This is a genomic window from Actinophytocola xanthii (assembly GCF_001921205.1).
Classification (GTDB): Bacteria; Actinomycetota; Actinomycetes; order Mycobacteriales; family Pseudonocardiaceae; genus Actinophytocola; species Actinophytocola xanthii.
In genome coordinates this window covers 20,904-36,626 of record NZ_MSIE01000091.1, presented here as the reverse complement: position 1 = coordinate 36,626, position 15,723 = coordinate 20,904, and the positions used below count along the sequence as shown (strand labels likewise).

Below are 15,723 nucleotides of genomic sequence, written 5' to 3'. Positions count from 1 at the left end.
CATCACCAGCCAACGCCTCACCAAATAAGTTCAGGAACAGGCTCTTAGAGGTAACCGATCACCTCCGGCCCGCAGCGTCCTGCCGGTCAAGGTGGACCGCGGGCAAGGTTGCGATGACCGGATTTGCTCGACCGCTGAGCTACGACGTAGCTACGCCACGGCGCGGGACTCGAACCCGCGGCACACCAGTTGTTAACCGACCATCATCGGCCCACGGTGTCGAGATAGGACGGCCACCTTCGGCCTGTCCACCTCGTACTGTGAAGTTGTCGTCGAGGACTGTAATCCGTTACAGCGGCTGGAGGCAAAGCGATTAACGCCAGGCGGGTCGGTAGGATCCGGCCGGTGACGGACCTGCGGCATCACGGCGACGTGGACGCCCGACCCGGTCTCGAGGACTTCGCGGTCAACGTGCGTGGTGACGCGCCGCCGGCGTGGCTGCGGTCCCGGCTGGTCGAGGCGCTCGACGAGATCGGCCGCTACCCGTCCGCCGAGCACGATGCCGCCGCCCGCCGGGCCGTCGCCGTTCGGCACGGCCGGTCACCCGACGAGGTGCTCGTGCTCGCGGGCGCCGCCGAGGGGTTCGCCTTGCTGCCGGCGCTGCGGCCCCGGCTCGCGGCACTGGTGCACCCCTCGTTCACCGAACCCGAGGTGGCGCTGCGCACGGCCGGGGTCCCCGTGCACCACGTGCTGCTGGCCGCCGCCGACGGGTTCCAGCTGGACGCCGCGGCCGTGCCGGAGGAGGCCGACCTCGTCGTGCTGGGCAACCCCACCAACCCGACCTCGGTCCTGCATCCCGCCGACACCCTCCGCGCGCTGGCCCGTCCCGGGCGGGTGCTGGTCGTGGACGAGGCGTTCATGGACGCGGTTCCCGGGGAGGTCGAGTCGCTCGCGGGTGAGGCTCTCGACGGGGTCCTCGTCCTCCGCAGCCTGACCAAGACCTGGGCCCTGCCCGGCCTCCGGGCCGGCTACGCGCTCGGCCCGCCACCCCTGCTGGCCCGGCTGGCCGCCGCGCGCCCGCACTGGCCGGTCGGCACGTTGCAGCTGGCCGCCGTCGCGGCCTGCGCCGAGCCGCTGGCGGTGGCCGAGGCGGAGGCCGCTGCCCGGGAGACCGCCGAGCACCGGGCGGTGCTGGCCGCGGCACTCGCCGAGCTGCCGGGTGTTCGCGTGCACCTGCCGGCCGCCGGGCCCTACCTGCTGCTGCGCGTGCGCGACGGGGAGCGGGTGCGGGAAGCCTTGCGCGCCAGGGGGATCGCCGTCCGCCGGGGGGACACGTTCCCCGGGCTGACCACCGACCACCTGCGGGTGGCGGTGCGCGACCCCCGGCGGTGCGAACCGCTGCTGGTTGCGCTGCGGGCCGAGCTCGAACCGGGGAGGGTGCGATGAGTGCCACGCTCGCGGACGTGGTCGCGGTGCTGGAGCGGGCCTACCCGCCGGAGCTGGCCGAGTCGTGGGACGCGGTCGGGCTGGTCTGCGGGGATCCGGAAGAGACGGTGCGGCGGGTCCTGGTCTGCGTCGACCCTGTTGAGTCCACTGTAGACGAAGCACTGGCGATCGACGCACAACTCGTTGTGGCACACCATCCTCTGCTGTTGCGTGGCGTGCACGGCGTGCCGGCCAACACTCCCAAGGGGAGCCTGGTGCACCGGCTGGTGCGCGCCGGCACCGGACTATTCTGCGCCCACACCAACGCCGACGCCGCCGCGCCAGGGGTCTCCGACGCGCTCGCCGCGGCGCTCGGCGTGACCGTCCTGTCCCCGCTGCGGGCCAATCCGGACGGACGCACGGGGATCGGGCGCATCGGCGAGCTGCCCGCGGCCGAGCCTCTCGCCGACTTCGTGCGGCGGGTGGCGAACGCCCTGCCCGCCACCGCCGGCGGGGTGCGCGCGGCGGGCGACCCCGCCCGGCCGGTGCGCAGGGTGGCCGTCTCCGGCGGCGCGGGGGACGGGTACCTCGACCTCGCGTCGGAGGCGGGTGTCGACGTGTTCGTGACGGCCGACCTGCGCCACCACCCGGCCGGCGAGCACCTCGCGCACCCCGGGCGTCCCGCGCTCGTCGACGTCGCGCACTGGGCCAGCGAGTGGCCGTGGTGCGAGCAGGCGGCGGGCATCCTGCGCGAGGCGCTCGGCGGTACGGTCGACATCGTCGTTTCCGTTCGCCGCACCGACCCCTGGACCGTCGCATCGGTGCCAGGTTCTACCGGGAGGATGCCAGGGTGAAAGCCGATCCCGCCGTGCAGCGCCGTCTGCTGGAGCTCGCCGACGCCGACGCGGAGCTGGCGCGGGTCACGCACCAGCGCCGCACGCTGCCCGAGCTCGACGAGATCGCCGAGGCCGAGCGGACCGTGCGGGCCAAGCGGGACGCCCTGGTCGCCACCGAGACCACCCTGGCGGACCTCGACCGCGAGGTGAAGCGGCAGGAGAAGGAGATCGACGCCGTCCGCGCCAGGGAGGACCGCGACCGGGCGATGCTCGCCGAGGGGTCCGTGTCGGCAAAGCAGCTCACCGACCTCGAGCACGAGCTGGCCACGTTGCAGCGCCGCCAGACGACGCTCGAGGACGACCTGCTCGAGCTGATGGAGCGCCGCGAGGCCGTCGAGCTCGACAACCAGCACGCCGCTGTCGAGCTGGCCAAGGCCGAGGAGGCGCTGGCCGACGCCGCCCGCCGGCGGGACGAGGCGCTCGCCGACCTCGACACCACCCAGGCCCGCCGCGACGCCGAACGCAGGACCCTGCTGCCCCAGGTCCCCGAGCCGCTGCTCGGGCTCTACGAGCGGGTGCGAAGCAACAAGGGCATCGGCGCCGCGCTGCTGCGCGCCCGACGCTGCGGCGCCTGCCGGCTGGAGCTGGACCGCAGCGCGATCTCGCGCATCTCCGCCGCGGCCGCCGACGAGGTCCTCACCTGCGAGGAGTGCGGCGCCATCCTCGTCCGCACCGGGGAGTCCGGTCTGTGAAACACCTCGTGCCGATCTCCCGGTCCACCTCCTCGACCGCCGCCTCAGGGGAACGTGACGCAACCTGGCCACAAGTACGCGCCGCAACCGCACCGTCTCAGCCCAAGGCGACCAACAGTCAAAATTCCGGGGAGGCGGACCGGTGAGAGTGGTCGTCGAGGCGGACGGCGGGTCGCGCGGCAACCCCGGCCCCGCCGGCTACGGCGCGGTCGTGTTCGACGCGGACACCCGGCAGGTGCTGGCCGAGCGGGCCGAAGGCATCGGCGTGAACACGAACAACGTCGCCGAGTACCAGGGCCTGATCGCCGGCCTGCGGGCCGCGGAGGAGCTCGGCGCTGACGTGGTCGCGGTGCGGATGGACTCCAAGCTCGTCGTCGAGCAGATGGCCGGGCGGTGGCGGATCAGGCATCCCGCGCTGCAACCGCTCGCGCTCGAGGCGAAGCGGATCGCTCGCGGGTTCGAGCGGATCACCTACGAGTGGATCCCGCGTGCGGCCAACACCCACGCCGACCGGCTCGCCAACGAGGCCATGGACGCCCAGGCGGGCAAGCCGGGAAAAGCTGACCGCCGCGCTCCCGCCGAGCGGGTTGCCGCGGCCGCCGCCCCGGGGTGGACCGGCGCGGCGGGGAAGCCCACCCGGTTCCTGCTGCTGCGCCACGGCCAGACCGAGCTCTCGGTGGACCGCCGTTACTCGGGCCGGGGCGAGGTCCCGCTGACCGACCTCGGCCAACGCCAGGCGAAGGCGGCCGCACAGCGGCTGGCCGGGACCGCCGGCGTCGACGCGAGCACCCCGATCGTGTCGTCGCCGCTCGGCCGCGCCCGCCAGACCGCGGCGGCGGTGGCCGAGGCCACCGGCGGGTCGGTCCGGGTGTACGAGGGCCTGGTGGAGACCGACTTCGGCGCCTGGGAGCGGCTCACCTTCGCCGAGGCCGCCGACCGCGACCCGGACCTGCACGCCCGCTGGCTGGCCGACCACACCCTGGCCGCGCCGGACGGGGAGTCCTTCCAGCAGGTGCACCGCCGGGTGCGCCGGACCCGCGACGAGCTGATCGCCCGGTACGGCGCGAGCACGGTGATCGTGGTCAGCCACGTGACGCCGATCAAGTCGCTGCTCCAGCTGGCCCTGGACGCCGGGCCGTCGCTGCTGTTCCGCCTGCACCTCGACCTCGCCTCGCTCTCGATAGCGGAGTTCTACGCCGACGGCCAGGCCTCGGTTCGGCTGGTGAACGACACCTCCCACCTGTGATCGAATACCCTTGGTGGGCGGACGAGTCGGTCGGGCGGTCGCGGCGGGGTGACCCGTCGAGGAAAGTCCGGACTCCGAAGGGCAGGGTGGTTGCTAACGGCAACCCGGGGCGACCCGCGGGACAGTGCCACAGAAAACAGACCGCCTGGTGTGATCCACCAGGTAAGGGTGAAACGGTGGTGTAAGAGACCACCAGCACCCCGGGTGACCGGGGTGGCTCGGTAAACCCCACCCGGAGCAAGGTCAAGAGGGAGCACCTCGGTGCTCCTGCGCAGGCGTTCGAGGGTTGCCCGCCCGAGCCTGCGGGTAGACCGCTAGAGCCTGTCGGTGACGGCAGGCCCAGATGGATGGCCGCCCCCCGGCACTGCCGGGGACAGGATCCGGCTTACACGCCGACTCGTCCGCCCAACACTGTGCGTATTGGGCCGAACGGCCGCATCATGGCTGCGTCCGGAGCAGTGGAGCGTCGAATCGTTGTACTCGAGGCGACGGGATCCGCTTCCACCGAAAGGGTTATCGGACATGAGTTCGAACGCGGGTTGACCTTCTTCTGTCGGTACCTACCGTGAGAAGAAGCGCGCATTCGAGTGAAAGTGGTGAGTGGTATGCCCGAGTCGGGTGGTCTCGGCAGCCGGAGAGACCTGTTCCACGGATGATGGTTGTGGTCCCATTGCAACCGGTCGAGCGTGAAGGAGATTGTCCAGTTGATCTACAGAGCGCGAGACCCCGGATACACACCGTGATATCCGTCATGGTTCACTCGTCTCCGGCAACTGAGATGTGACCACAACGTTGAAACGAACAACAGCAGACTCGGCAAGCCCGGGACGTCTCCCCCCACCACGCCGCCTCGGGCACTTGGGAGTAACTACATGATCGCGCAGACCACCCTCGAGCTCGCCCAGGACGGCCTGGGCACCGGCGGGGTCCAGAAGTGGATCCTCGACAACCTCATCCCCCTGCTGCTGCTCGTGGTCGCCCTGCTCCTGCTGTGGCTCGGCGGAGGCAAGGGCGACAACGCCGGCGTGATGCGCCGGCTCGGCGGTGTGATCGTGGCCCTGGCCATCGTCGGGCTCGCGGTCACCACCAACGCCGGGCAGAACATCGGGCAGTGGATAGCCGGCTTGTTCACTGGCTGAACAGCTACAAAGGAACATCGCGTGCGCATTCGTACTGACGACGAGGTGTACCGCGTCGATGCGGTCTGGCTCGGTCCGCCACGGGCGACCATGCCCTGGCGAGCGCGCTACGTGGCGTGGGGCGTCGGCGTCGTCGTATTCCTGCTCGTGCTCACCGTCGAGCGGCGGATCGGGATCTCCCTGTTCTGGGCCATCGCCTGGGGCCTGGTCGTCACGATCATCATCACCCGGCTCATCACCTCACGGATCAGCCACGAGCGGCCGCTCAGCGCGGTCGCCGCGATGTGGGTGCGAGAGCTGACCGCTCCCCGCGAGGTGTGCACGGGCACCGGCGGCGCGGTCAGCGCGACCCGGGTCCGGGTCCACTCCGAGCGCCCCCGCCCGCAGGCGCGGCGGCGGGACCGCGGGCCCGACGACGGCGGGCGCGCCGGTCGACGCGGGAGCAAGCGGGAGCAAGGTCGACAACCGGACAGGCAGGACGCACGTCAGAACGGTAAGAGGCAGCACGGTCGACGGCACAGCGGTTCGCGCGGCAGGTCCACCCCGCGCCAGGCCGGGAACAGGAGGGGGTGACGGTGTTCGGACGCCGAACCAAGCCCGCGCCTGAGCAGCGGCCCGCGCCGTACCAGGCCGGCCGGCCCTACCCCGGCGCGTTACCGCAGGAGCGGCCCCGCCCGCACGGGCGCCACGCGGCCCCCGAGCCCGTCGCCGAGCGCGAGCCCGACCTGCCCGTTCCACAGCCACCCCGGCCCTCGCCCCGGCCCGTCCGGCGCGAGCAGACCTACCCAGCGCAGTACCGGCCCGCAGCCGCACCGAGCCGCGACGGGAAGCGCAACCGACGTTTGCCAGGAGAGCAGTCGATTCCCACCTACACCCCGACCATCGCCGCGCGGAGCATCGACGGTCACCTGCTGCGCAACGGGCACGACGTGTTCGCCTGGTACCGGCTGGCCCCGCAGCGCTGGTCGTTCCGTTCGGACTCCCAGCGCCAGGACCTGATCGCGGCGATCGCCGGCCAGTACGCCGAGCTCGCGGGCCGTTGGCTGCATCTGCGGGTCACCACCCGTCCCTACCCCATCCGCATGTGGGCCGAGGCCCACGTGCACAACGCGGTGAACCGGCTGCCCGACGCCCCCGGCGCGCTCTCCTTCGACGACTACCTCATCGGCGAGCAGCAGCAGCTGCTGGGCCGGTCGATGGCGGAGAAGGAGGTCTACCTCGGTGTCCAGGTGCAGACCAGGAACATGGTCGACCGGGCCGTCGAGCGGGCCGCGCCGCTGCTGCGCAAGATCTTTCCGACCGCCGTCGACGCCGAGCTGCTCGCGATCGACTCCGAGGTCGAGCACCTCGACCAGGTGATCGGCTCGGCCGGGATGGAGGGTCGGCCGGTGACGGCCGAGGAGATGTCCTGGCTGATGCACCGCTCCTGCTCGCTGGGCCTGCCCGCGCCGCGCAACCTGCCGGCCGTGCCGGGCGCGGCCTGGGAGCCGGAGGACCTCGCGAGCTTCACCGACGCGGCCGACTTCCACCAGGAGCCCTACTCCCCGACGGTCACCGTGCGCGGCCGCACCGGCTCCAACGCCGGCATGACCCGCCACGTCGCGGTGCTCACCGTCGGCCAGATGCACGGCCTGCAGATCCCCGAGATCGACGACCCCTGGGTGCAGCACTCCGACCGGCTCGCGGCCTCCGTCGAGTGGTCGGCGCGGATCTACGTGCGCCGCCCCGAGGAGGTCCAGGGCGAGCTGTCCCGCCAGATGAGCAAGGTCCGCTCGCAGGTCCGCCACTACACCGACGAGCACGAGCTGGAGCCGCCGCAGTCGCTGGCCCGGCAGGCCTCGCGGGTGCTGGAGATCGACGACGAGATGACCTCCGGGTTCACCGCGCTGGCCACCCGGGTCCGCTCGTGGTGGCGGCTGGCGGTGTCCGGGCCGACCGAGCGCGACGCGTTGCGCCTGGCCCAGCAGCTGCTCGAGCTGTACAAGCCGAAGGTCGCGATCGAGCATCCCGAGGCCCAGTACGCCCTGGCCAGGGAGTTCATCCCCGGTGAGCCGCTCGCGTCCAGCGCCTACCTGCGCCGCGGTTCGGTGGTCTGGGCGGCCGCGGCCGTGCCGACGGCCACCGCCGAGGTCGGTGACCGGCGGGGCATCCTGCTCGGCGAGACCTGCACAGCCACCCGCCGGCCGGTCGCCTGGGACCCGTGGATGGCCCAGGAGATCCGCGACGGCTCCGGCCTGACCGCGATGGTCGCCGGGCTTGGTGGCGGCAAGTCGTTCCTCGGCGGCGACATCGTCTACAAGACGTTGCGTTCGGGTGCGCACTGGACGCTGCTCGACCCGTCCGGACCGCTCTCCCGGCTGTGCGACCTGCCGGAGCTGCGGCCCTATGCCCGGCCGATCAACCTGCTCAACGCCGAACCGGGGATCCTCAACCCCTACCGGGTGGTTGCCGAGCCGCAGTTCGCGCACTTCGTCGACGAGGAGGACCCGGAGCGGGCCTGGCGCCGCGAGAAGGCGCTCGCCGCGGCCACCCGCCGCCGGCTGGTGCTCGACGTGCTGACCGGCCTGCTGCCCTACGACGTGGCACGCATGCCGCAGACCAGGATCGTCCTGCTGCGCGCGGTCCGCCTGGTCGGCGGCCGCCAGGACGCGGACCCGAGCCTGGTGTTCGAGGCGCTGCGGCGCGACGCCTCCGAGCACCACGAGCACGCGGTCGTCGTCGCCGACTTCCTCGACGAGATGCGCGAGCGCATGCAGCTGCTCATCCCGGAGAACGACGCCGACCCGTACAGCGAGACCCGCGACGACCGGCTGACCGTGCTCACCATGGCGGGGCTGACCCTGCCCAAGGACGGCGTCGGCCGCGAGCACTGGACCGACGCCGAGGCGCTCGGCGTGGAGATGCTCAACCTGGCCGCCTGGCTGACCCAGCGCTCGATCTACGAGCGGCCCAAGGACCTGCGCAAGGGCGTCTGGATCGACGAGGCGTTCTTCCTCTCGGAGGTCCCGACCGGTCGGGTGCTGATGAACCGGTTCGCGCGCGACTCCCGGAAGTGGAACGTCCGGGTGCTGCTGAGCTCGCAGATTCCCGCGGACTTCCTGCGCATCCAGGGGTTCGTGACGCTGCTCGACTCGGTGTTCGTCGGCCGGCTCGACGACGAGGCCGCGCAGACCGACGCGCTGCGGCTGCTGAAGGTGCCGATGGCCGCCGGCTACGAGCAGGTCATCGCGAGCCTGGGCCGCCGGCCTGGCGCCCACCGCGAGCTGGAGCGGGACACCTCGCCGCGCCAGTTCATCTTCGCCGACGGCGCGGGCGGTGTGGAGCGGATCCGGATCGACATGTCCGGCCCGCACCTGGACCACGTGCGCGCGATCCTGGACACAACGCCGGACGCGCTGCGCGACACCACCGCCGGTGCGGTGCTCCCGGCCGACCAGCGGGTGCCCGCCCTCCCCGACCCGGACGAGCTCAGCGGTCCGCCGCTGGACGGCACCATCGACGACGAGACCAGGGCCGGCATCGAGCCTGCCGTCGGTGAGCACGACGAGTTCGACATCGCGGCGGACTTCGAGCTCGGCCTCACCGAGGACGACGTGCCCGCCGACCACGTCGAGCCCGGCCAGAACGGCGACCCGCGACCGCACCCGCGGCCGCCGGTCGACCAGCGGGGCAACGGCTCCGGCGGCGGGATCAGCCCGGACGGCGGGAAGGCTCAGGCAGGCAAACGGGGGCGGGTCGACGTAGCATGATCATTCTCTTGGTCGTGGTCGCCACCGCGCTGGTCGTCATCGCGCGGCGGAAAGCAGGTCGTTCCAGCGCCCGGTCGGCCAGGTCCGGCCGGCTGGCGTCGCTGACCGTCGTGGCCGCGCTCGTGGGTCTCCAGGCCGTGCTCGGGTCGCCGGCGATGGCCCAGCCGGCGACGGACACGAGCTGCGCGCCGTTCCCGGAGCGGCCCGGCACCGGCATGGCGGGAGCGATCGACCCGCCGCAGGGCAACGGTCTGCGTGGGGAGCCGGAGAACCCGGTGCCCTACACCGACGAGAAGTTCCCCAACAGCCCCTACCGCGACCACGGCTACGCCGGCATGGTCTGGCACGTCTACGACCCGAACTGCCAGCAGCCGCTGTCGATCTCCAACCCGAACACCACGATCGACACCTGGGCCGGGAACCAGCTGTTCAACATCGGCAAGAACATCGTCGCCGCGACGAACTCGCTGCACTACACCCTCTTCGAGGGCGGTGTGCTCGGCGGGCTCAACCAGCAGATCAGCGATGCCGCCAACGCGGTGTTCGACAACGTCTACATGCAGCTGTTCAGCCTGTTCATGATCATTCTCGCCGTGGTGATGTTCCGCCACATCTGGCGGGGAGACCTGGCCACGGTCAGCAGGCGTGCGCTGTTCGCGCTCGGCGGCATGTGGCTGGCGGCCTCCACGCTGGTCCTGGTCAACAACTACGACGCGGTGGACCGGGTGATCGTGGAGACCACGACCGGCATCGCGGGCGGGTTCGAGGACCCGAACCGGGACGACGTGCGCCAGCACGTGCTGCCCAACGAGCTGCACACCAGGGTCGTCTACGAGAACTGGCTGCGCGGCGAGTTCGGCAAGCCGGACGACCCGAAGGCGCTGGAGTTCGGCCGGTCGCTGCTGGCCGCGCAGGCCTGGACCCGGGACGACCTGGTGTCCGGCGCCGACGCGAGCGACGAGACCGAGGCCGCCAAGCGCGCGGAGTACCAGCGGATCTACAACGAGCTGGGCGCGGCGCAGGGCTACTTCAGCGGTACCGAGGGCAGCCGCACCGGGTCGGGGTTCCTCGCGTTCTTCCAGTCACTGGTCTACTCGTTCTTCCAGTTCATGGCGAAGCTCGCGGTGCTGCTGGCGCAGCTGCTGCTGCGCATCTTCACCCTGGCCGCGCCGGTGATCGGCCTGGTCGCGCTGGTCCACCACGACATCCTGCGCAAGGTGGGCAAGGCGGTCGGCGCGGTCGTGCTGAACGTGCTGATCCTGGCCGTGCTGGCCGGCATCCACTTCCGGTTCCTGCAGATGATCTTCAGCCCGGACGTCAATCTCTCGATGCTGACCCAGATGTTGCTCGCCGGCATCGTGACGCTGGTGTTCCTGCTCGTCGGCCGCCCGATCAAGCGGATGTGGCAGATGGTCGAGCTGTCGGTCGGCGCCGTCGGCGCCTCGATCCCCACCCCGGGCGGGGTCTTCTCCCGCTTCCGCCGGGGCAAGGGTCAGCAGGCCGAGCGCGGCCCGCAGGACGAGTTCTGGGACCAGCTGCGCGACGAGGAGCTCGCCGGCGACACGGTCGCGACGACGGGCGGGCGCACCCGGCGGCCGCGCCCGGAGGCGACGGGGCCGGTCATGGCGACCGCCGAACGGCTCGACACCCGTCGCGGGCTCCCCACCCAGCGGCGGAGGGGCGACCTCGCCCTGCCACCCGCCCGCGGCGGGGACGTCGACCCGGCGCTGGTCGGCTCGTCGCCGCCCGGCCGGGACGGCCCGGCCGGCGTGCCGGTGGGCCGCGTGGTCGACATCGCCCCGGTGGCCGACCGCGGTTGGGACCGTGGCTGGGAGCACGGCGAGGACGCGGTCGTCGTGCCATCGCGGGTGGGTGCCTTCCGGGGTGAGGGCTCCGGGCGCTTCGAGGACGCCACCCCGGTCGCCGCGCGTCCCGTCCCGCGTCCGGCGGACGTCGAGATGGTCGCCGGCCGCCCGGTGCACGTCGTCTACCGGCCCTCCCGCGGGCTGGAGGTGCGTGAACCGGCACCGCGCCGGGCGCCCCGCCGGATGCCGCTCCAGGACGGGCCCCGGGAGACCGATGGTGTGGTGAGGTGACATGCCGATCCGCACCAACCGCGGCCGTGCCGCGGTGTACCGCCGACTCTGGGGTTGGCCGATGCGCTCGCCGACCCACTTCGCCATGGTGCTGGTCGCGGTGGCCGTGCTGGTCATCGCGACCAGCGTGATCGTTCCCCAGCTCACCGGCTCGGCCCGGGGTGGTTCCGGCGCGGGGGCGGAGACCACCGAGGAGAACGCCGGGTCCGGCGACGGCACGGCGGCGCCCGGGACCACCGAGGGCCCCTCGGTGCCCGGCGGCCAGGGCGGCGGCACGACGTCGCTGCCCACCCGGATCGAGTCCCCGCCGCGGCCGAGCTCGGCGGAGCCGGAGCCGGAGGCGCTGGACGTCGTCGCCCAGTGGGGTGAGGCCTGGGTGAACCACCCGGAGGGGACGAGCCAGGAGGAGTGGCTGGACGGGCTGCGCCCGTTCACGACCGCGGAGTACATGGTCAAGATGGAGACCGTGGACCCGGAGAACGTGCCGGCGACCGAGGTGACCGGCGAGCCGGAGGCCAAGGAGTCCTACACGAGCTCGCTCACCGCCCACCTGCCCACCGACGGCGGCACGATCGCGGTCACGGTCATCTCGACCCCCGAGGGCTGGCGCGTGGTCTTCTACGAGCAGGTGAGCCCGCGATGAAGTCGGCGCTGGTGGTGGGGGCCCTGGTGGTCGCGGTGGTGACCGCGGTCGGGGTGACGGCGGTGACGACTGTCGTGCGCGAGGACCAGGAGCAGTCGCAGGCACGCCGGTCGAACCTGTCCTGCAACGCCGCGCTCGGCCCGATCACGAGCGGCCCGGCGGGCAGCGGCGCGGGTGACGCGGCGAGGCTCACCGAGGAGCAGCGCCAGACCGTCGCCCGGATCATCCAGATCGGCAAGGAGCGCAACCTCCCGCCCCGGGCCTGGCAGGTGGCGATCCAGGCCGGCATGACCGAGTCCGGCCTGCGCAGCCTGAACTACGGCGACCGGGACTCCCTCGGCATCTTCCAGATGCGCCCGTCGATGGGCTGGGGCACGCCGGCGCAGGTGATGGACCCCACCTACGCGATCAACAAGTTCTACGACGTGCTGGAGGAGGTGCCGCGCTGGGAGCAGCAGCGGCCCGGTGAGTCCGCGCAGGACGTCGAGCGGTCCGCGTTCCCCGAGCGGTACCACCGGTGGGAGCCGATGGCCGCCCACCTGATCGGCAAGGTGGGGCTGGTCGCCGACCCGACCGGCTGCGGCGAGGGGACCGGCCGGCTGCTGCCGGCGCCGACCAAGCAGGCCGGCGAGGCGATCAGGTTCGCGCTGTCCCAGCAGGGCAAGCCCTACCAGTGGGGTGCGCTCACCACCCACCAGAACTCCTTCGACTGCTCGAGCCTGATGCTGCAGGCCTACCGCGAGGCCGGCATCACGCTGCCGAGGGTGTCCCGCCAGCAGTTCCGGGCCGGGGCGTTGCTCCCGGTCGAGCAGGCCCAGCCGGGTGACCTGCTGTTCTGGGCCTACGACGAGAACGACCCGACCACCATTCACCACGTGGCGATGTACATCGGCGACGGCAAGATCGTCGAGGCGCAGCAGACCGGCGTGCCGGTGCACATCCGGCCGGTGCGCTGGGGAGAAGCAGAGTTGGTCGCCCAGGCCGTGCGGCCGGGCGTGTAGCGACTACTGAGGGGGCCCTCGTGACCATGTACACACCAGAGCCGATCCAGCCCCACCTCGGGCCGCCCGCGTCGAGCACCCCGCTGCGCGACTACCTGGCCAGGCCGCACCCCGGCGTGCCCGACGGGTACGTCGTGTTGCCGAAGTCGCTGGCGGAGGCCATGCCGCTGCCGTGGCAGCAGGCGCTGACCCAGATCCTGGCCGAGTTCCACCAGACCTACGGCCACCTGAACTGGCCGGAGTACCGGGTCGTCCCGTCGCGGCGGGAGCGGCTGGTGAACCTGGACGAGGACCAGTTGGCCGAGGTCGGGTACCTGGTGGAGATCGACGCGGACGGCGAGCTGGTCTACCGGGAGCGCTCCGGTCGGCGCATCGAGGACCCTGAGCACACCGAGGTGCTGGTCTCCTGCCTCGACCCGATCCCGTCCCAGCACCGCAACGCCAACCAGGACACGCCCCCGCGCGGCTTCCCCACCCAGCAGTCCTGGCGCTGACGGCCCCCATCGACGCGCAGCGGTATCCCCCGGCCGGGCACTACGCTTGATCCATGGCCGACAGCAACCCGGACCCCGGTTGGTACTACTGCACCAAGCACGGCACGGTCGAGCACGGTGACACCTGCCGCGCGGGCGACCGGCTCGGTCCCTACCCGGACCGGGAGACCGCGTCGCGGGCGCTGGAGATCGCCCGTGAGCGCTCCGCGGCCTGGGACAAGGCCGAGCGCGACTGGGACGAAGACTGACCACCGGGACCGGCCGGCTGCCCGGACAGGGCGCGCGGCTGGACTTCGAGCGGATCCGCGCCGAGCTGGAGCTGCCCGCGGGCTTCCCGGCGCAGGTGCTCGCCGAGGCCGAGCAGGCGGCCGCGGCCGGCCCGGACGGTGACCGGGCCGACGCCACCGACCTGCCGCTGGTGACCATCGACCCGCCCGGCGCCGAGGACCTCGACCAGGCGTTGGCGGTGTCGCGTCGGGACGACGGCTTCGTCGTGCACTACGCGATAGCCGACCTCGGCCCGTTCGTGGCGCCGGGTGGCGCCCTGGACGCCGAGGCCCGCCGGCGCGGCCAGACGCTGTACGTGCCGGACGGGAAGGTCCCGCTGCACCCCCGGGTGCTGTCCGAGGGCGCGGCGAGCCTGTTGCCCGACCAGGTTCGACCGGCCGCGCTGTGGACGCTGACCTGCGACGCGGACGGCGAGCTCACCTCGGCGCGGGTGCATCGGGCGCTGGTCCGCTCGCGGGCTCGCCTCGACTACGGGTCGGTGAGCGCCGACCTCGCCGCCGGCACCCCGCACCCCTCGCTCGAGGCCCTGCCCGCGATCGGCCGGCTGCGCCGGGAGCGGGCGCTGGTCCGCGGCGCGCTCGAGCTGGCGCTGCCCGATCAGGAGATCGAGCCGGACGGGCGGGGCGGCTGGCGGCTCGTGCTGCGCCCCAGGCTCGACGTCGACGCCTGGAACGCGGAGATGTCGCTGCTGACCGGGATGGCGGCGGCCCGGATGATGCTCGACGCCGGAGTCGGCGTGCTGCGCACGCTGCCCGAGGCCGGTGACGGTGCGCTGCGGCAGCTGCGGGACAGCGCCAGGTCGCTGGGCGTGGACTGGCCGCGGGAGGTGGGGCCGGCGGAGCTGCTGGCCGGCCTCGACCCGGCGCGCCCGGAGGCCATGGCGTTGTTCATGGACGCCACCCGGCTGCTGCGCGGAGCGGCCTACACGGTGTTCGACGGCGCACCGCCCGAGCTGTCCACCCATGCCGGCCTCGCGGCGCGGTACGCACACGTGACGGCGCCGCTGCGGCGGCTGGTCGACCGGTTCGGCACCGAGATCTGCCTCGCGCTCTGCGCGGAGCGGCCGGTGCCGGACTGGGTCCGGGCCGCGCTGCCCGAGCTGCCGGCGCTGATGACGGGCTCGGACGCGCTGGCCGCCCGGGTGGGCAAGGCCTGCCTGGACCAGGTGGAGGCGTGGCTGCTGGCCGGGCGGGTTGGCGAGGAGTTCGACGCGATCGTGCTGCGTGCCGACACGGGCTCGGCCGAGGTGCTGCTCGGCGACCCGCCGGTGATCGGGAAGTGCGCGGGGGAGGGCCTGCCGGAAGGCGAGCGGGTCCGGGTGCGTTTGGTTGAGGCGGACACGGAGGCCAGGACGGTGGCCTTCGAGCGCGTGAATGGAGGATCTCGGTGACCGACGTGACAGGGCTGACCGTGGGCGTTCTCGGCGGCACGGGCCCGCAGGGCAGGGGGTTGGCTCTGCGGTGGGCCCAAGCCGGGATCGCGGTCGTGGTCGGCTCGCGCAGCGCGGACCGGGCGGAGGCCGCCGCGGCCGAGTTGCGCGCCGCGGCCGGCCTGGCGGACGCGGAGGACCGGGTCCGCGGCCTGGACAACGCCGGGTGTGCGGCGGCGGCGGACGTCGTGCTGGTGGCCGTCCCCTGGGAGGGCCACGGCGAGCTGCTGACGGCGCTGCGGGAACAGCTGGCCGGCAAGATCGTGATCGACTGCGTGAACCCGCTTGGCTTCGACGAGCGGGGCCCGTTCGCGTTGTCGGTGGAGGAGGGGAGCGCTGCCCAGCAGGCCGAGCGGCTGCTGCCGGAGTCGCGGGTGACCGCCGCGTTCCACCACGTCTCGGCGGTCCACCTGGTCGATCCGGCGGTCACCGAGCTGGACACCGACGTCATGGTCCTCGGCGACGACCGCGCGGCGACCGACCAGGTGCGGGCGCTGGCCGACGTGATCCCCGGCATGCGCGGGGTCTACGCGGGCCGGCTGCGCAACGCGGGGCAGGTGGAGGCGCTGACCGCGAACCTGATCGCGATCAACCGCCGCTACAAGGCCCACGCCGGCCTACGCGTCACCGACGTGTTCGACAGGTGAGAGACCTTCTGCCGGGCGGGGTGAGTTCCGGGGAGGCG

The 15,723-nt window shown here is 72.7% G+C and carries 14 protein-coding genes and 1 other RNA gene; all 15 read left to right on the top strand.

Annotation, left to right across the window (positions count from 1 at the left end; genetic code table 11):
• The first annotated feature begins 345 nt into the window (after positions 1-345).
• The gene (cobC, locus tag BU204_RS33860) at positions 346-1,386 is read left to right on the top strand and encodes an Rv2231c family pyridoxal phosphate-dependent protein CobC (protein ID WP_233160925.1); all 1,041 of its coding nucleotides are present in this window, start codon (positions 346-348) and stop codon (positions 1,384-1,386) included.
• On the top strand, positions 1,383-2,219 hold the full coding sequence (locus BU204_RS33855; RefSeq protein ID WP_075129884.1) for a Nif3-like dinuclear metal center hexameric protein: 837 nt from the start codon (positions 1,383-1,385) through the stop codon (positions 2,217-2,219). Before cobC ends, BU204_RS33855 begins: the two co-directional genes overlap by 4 nt.
• A complete protein-coding gene (locus tag BU204_RS33850) occupies positions 2,216-2,953 on the top strand; it encodes a zinc ribbon domain-containing protein (protein WP_075129883.1) in 738 nt (245 codons plus the stop codon). The genes BU204_RS33855 and BU204_RS33850 overlap by 4 nt, the downstream gene beginning before the upstream one ends.
• 148 nt (positions 2,954-3,101) lie before the next feature.
• A complete protein-coding gene (locus BU204_RS33845) occupies positions 3,102-4,199 on the top strand; it encodes a bifunctional RNase H/acid phosphatase (protein WP_075129882.1) in 1,098 nt (365 codons plus the stop codon).
• A gap of 22 nt (positions 4,200-4,221) precedes the next feature.
• An RNA gene (gene rnpB, locus BU204_RS33840) (RNase P RNA component class A) lies at positions 4,222-4,603 on the top strand.
• 468 nt (positions 4,604-5,071) lie between these two features.
• The gene (locus BU204_RS33835; RefSeq protein WP_075129881.1) at positions 5,072-5,338 is read left to right on the top strand and encodes a hypothetical protein; all 267 of its coding nucleotides are present in this window, start codon (positions 5,072-5,074) and stop codon (positions 5,336-5,338) included.
• A 21-nt stretch (positions 5,339-5,359) separates the two neighbouring features.
• Positions 5,360-5,911 (top strand): hypothetical protein, encoded by a 552-nt coding sequence (locus BU204_RS33830; RefSeq protein ID WP_075129880.1) that lies wholly within the window; start codon positions 5,360-5,362, stop codon positions 5,909-5,911.
• A 269-nt stretch (positions 5,912-6,180) separates the two neighbouring features.
• A complete protein-coding gene (locus BU204_RS33825; RefSeq protein ID WP_233160927.1) occupies positions 6,181-9,087 on the top strand; it encodes an ATP-binding protein in 2,907 nt (968 codons plus the stop codon).
• A complete protein-coding gene (locus BU204_RS33820; RefSeq protein ID WP_075129879.1) occupies positions 9,084-11,183 on the top strand; it encodes a hypothetical protein in 2,100 nt (699 codons plus the stop codon). Before BU204_RS33825 ends, BU204_RS33820 begins: the two co-directional genes overlap by 4 nt.
• Position 11,184: 1 nt before the next feature.
• Positions 11,185-11,826 carry a hypothetical protein gene (locus BU204_RS33815; protein WP_075129878.1) on the top strand — a complete coding sequence of 214 codons (642 nt, stop codon included), beginning with the start codon at positions 11,185-11,187 and terminating at the stop codon, positions 11,824-11,826.
• On the top strand, positions 11,823-12,827 hold the full coding sequence (locus tag BU204_RS33810) for a C40 family peptidase (protein ID WP_075129877.1): 1,005 nt from the start codon (positions 11,823-11,825) through the stop codon (positions 12,825-12,827). The genes BU204_RS33815 and BU204_RS33810 overlap by 4 nt, the downstream gene beginning before the upstream one ends.
• Before the next feature lie 26 nt (positions 12,828-12,853).
• Positions 12,854-13,321, top strand: a complete 468-nt coding sequence (locus tag BU204_RS33805; protein ID WP_075129891.1) for a hypothetical protein — start codon at positions 12,854-12,856, stop codon at positions 13,319-13,321.
• A gap of 53 nt (positions 13,322-13,374) precedes the next feature.
• A complete protein-coding gene (locus tag BU204_RS33800; RefSeq protein ID WP_075129876.1) occupies positions 13,375-13,569 on the top strand; it encodes a hypothetical protein in 195 nt (64 codons plus the stop codon).
• The gene (locus BU204_RS33795; RefSeq protein ID WP_075129875.1) at positions 13,566-14,999 is read left to right on the top strand and encodes an RNB domain-containing ribonuclease; all 1,434 of its coding nucleotides are present in this window, start codon (positions 13,566-13,568) and stop codon (positions 14,997-14,999) included. Before BU204_RS33800 ends, BU204_RS33795 begins: the two co-directional genes overlap by 4 nt.
• Positions 14,996-15,685 carry an NADPH-dependent F420 reductase gene (gene npdG / locus BU204_RS33790; RefSeq protein ID WP_075129874.1) on the top strand — a complete coding sequence of 230 codons (690 nt, stop codon included), beginning with the start codon at positions 14,996-14,998 and terminating at the stop codon, positions 15,683-15,685. The genes BU204_RS33795 and npdG overlap by 4 nt, the downstream gene beginning before the upstream one ends.
• Positions 15,686-15,723 lie beyond the last annotated feature (38 nt).

Coding starts and splice junctions, on each gene's coding strand:
- BU204_RS33855 (WP_075129884.1), top strand. CDS start 1,383: ATGAGTGCCACGCTCGCGGACGTGGTCGCGGTGCTGGAGCGGGCCTAC.
- BU204_RS33835 (WP_075129881.1), top strand. CDS start 5,072: ATGATCGCGCAGACCACCCTCGAGCTCGCCCAGGACGGCCTGGGCACC.
- BU204_RS33820 (WP_075129879.1), top strand. CDS start 9,084: ATGATCATTCTCTTGGTCGTGGTCGCCACCGCGCTGGTCGTCATCGCG.
- BU204_RS33815 (WP_075129878.1), top strand. CDS start 11,185: ATGCCGATCCGCACCAACCGCGGCCGTGCCGCGGTGTACCGCCGACTC.
- BU204_RS33810 (WP_075129877.1), top strand. CDS start 11,823: ATGAAGTCGGCGCTGGTGGTGGGGGCCCTGGTGGTCGCGGTGGTGACC.
- BU204_RS33805 (WP_075129891.1), top strand. CDS start 12,854: ATGTACACACCAGAGCCGATCCAGCCCCACCTCGGGCCGCCCGCGTCG.
- BU204_RS33800 (WP_075129876.1), top strand. CDS start 13,375: ATGGCCGACAGCAACCCGGACCCCGGTTGGTACTACTGCACCAAGCAC.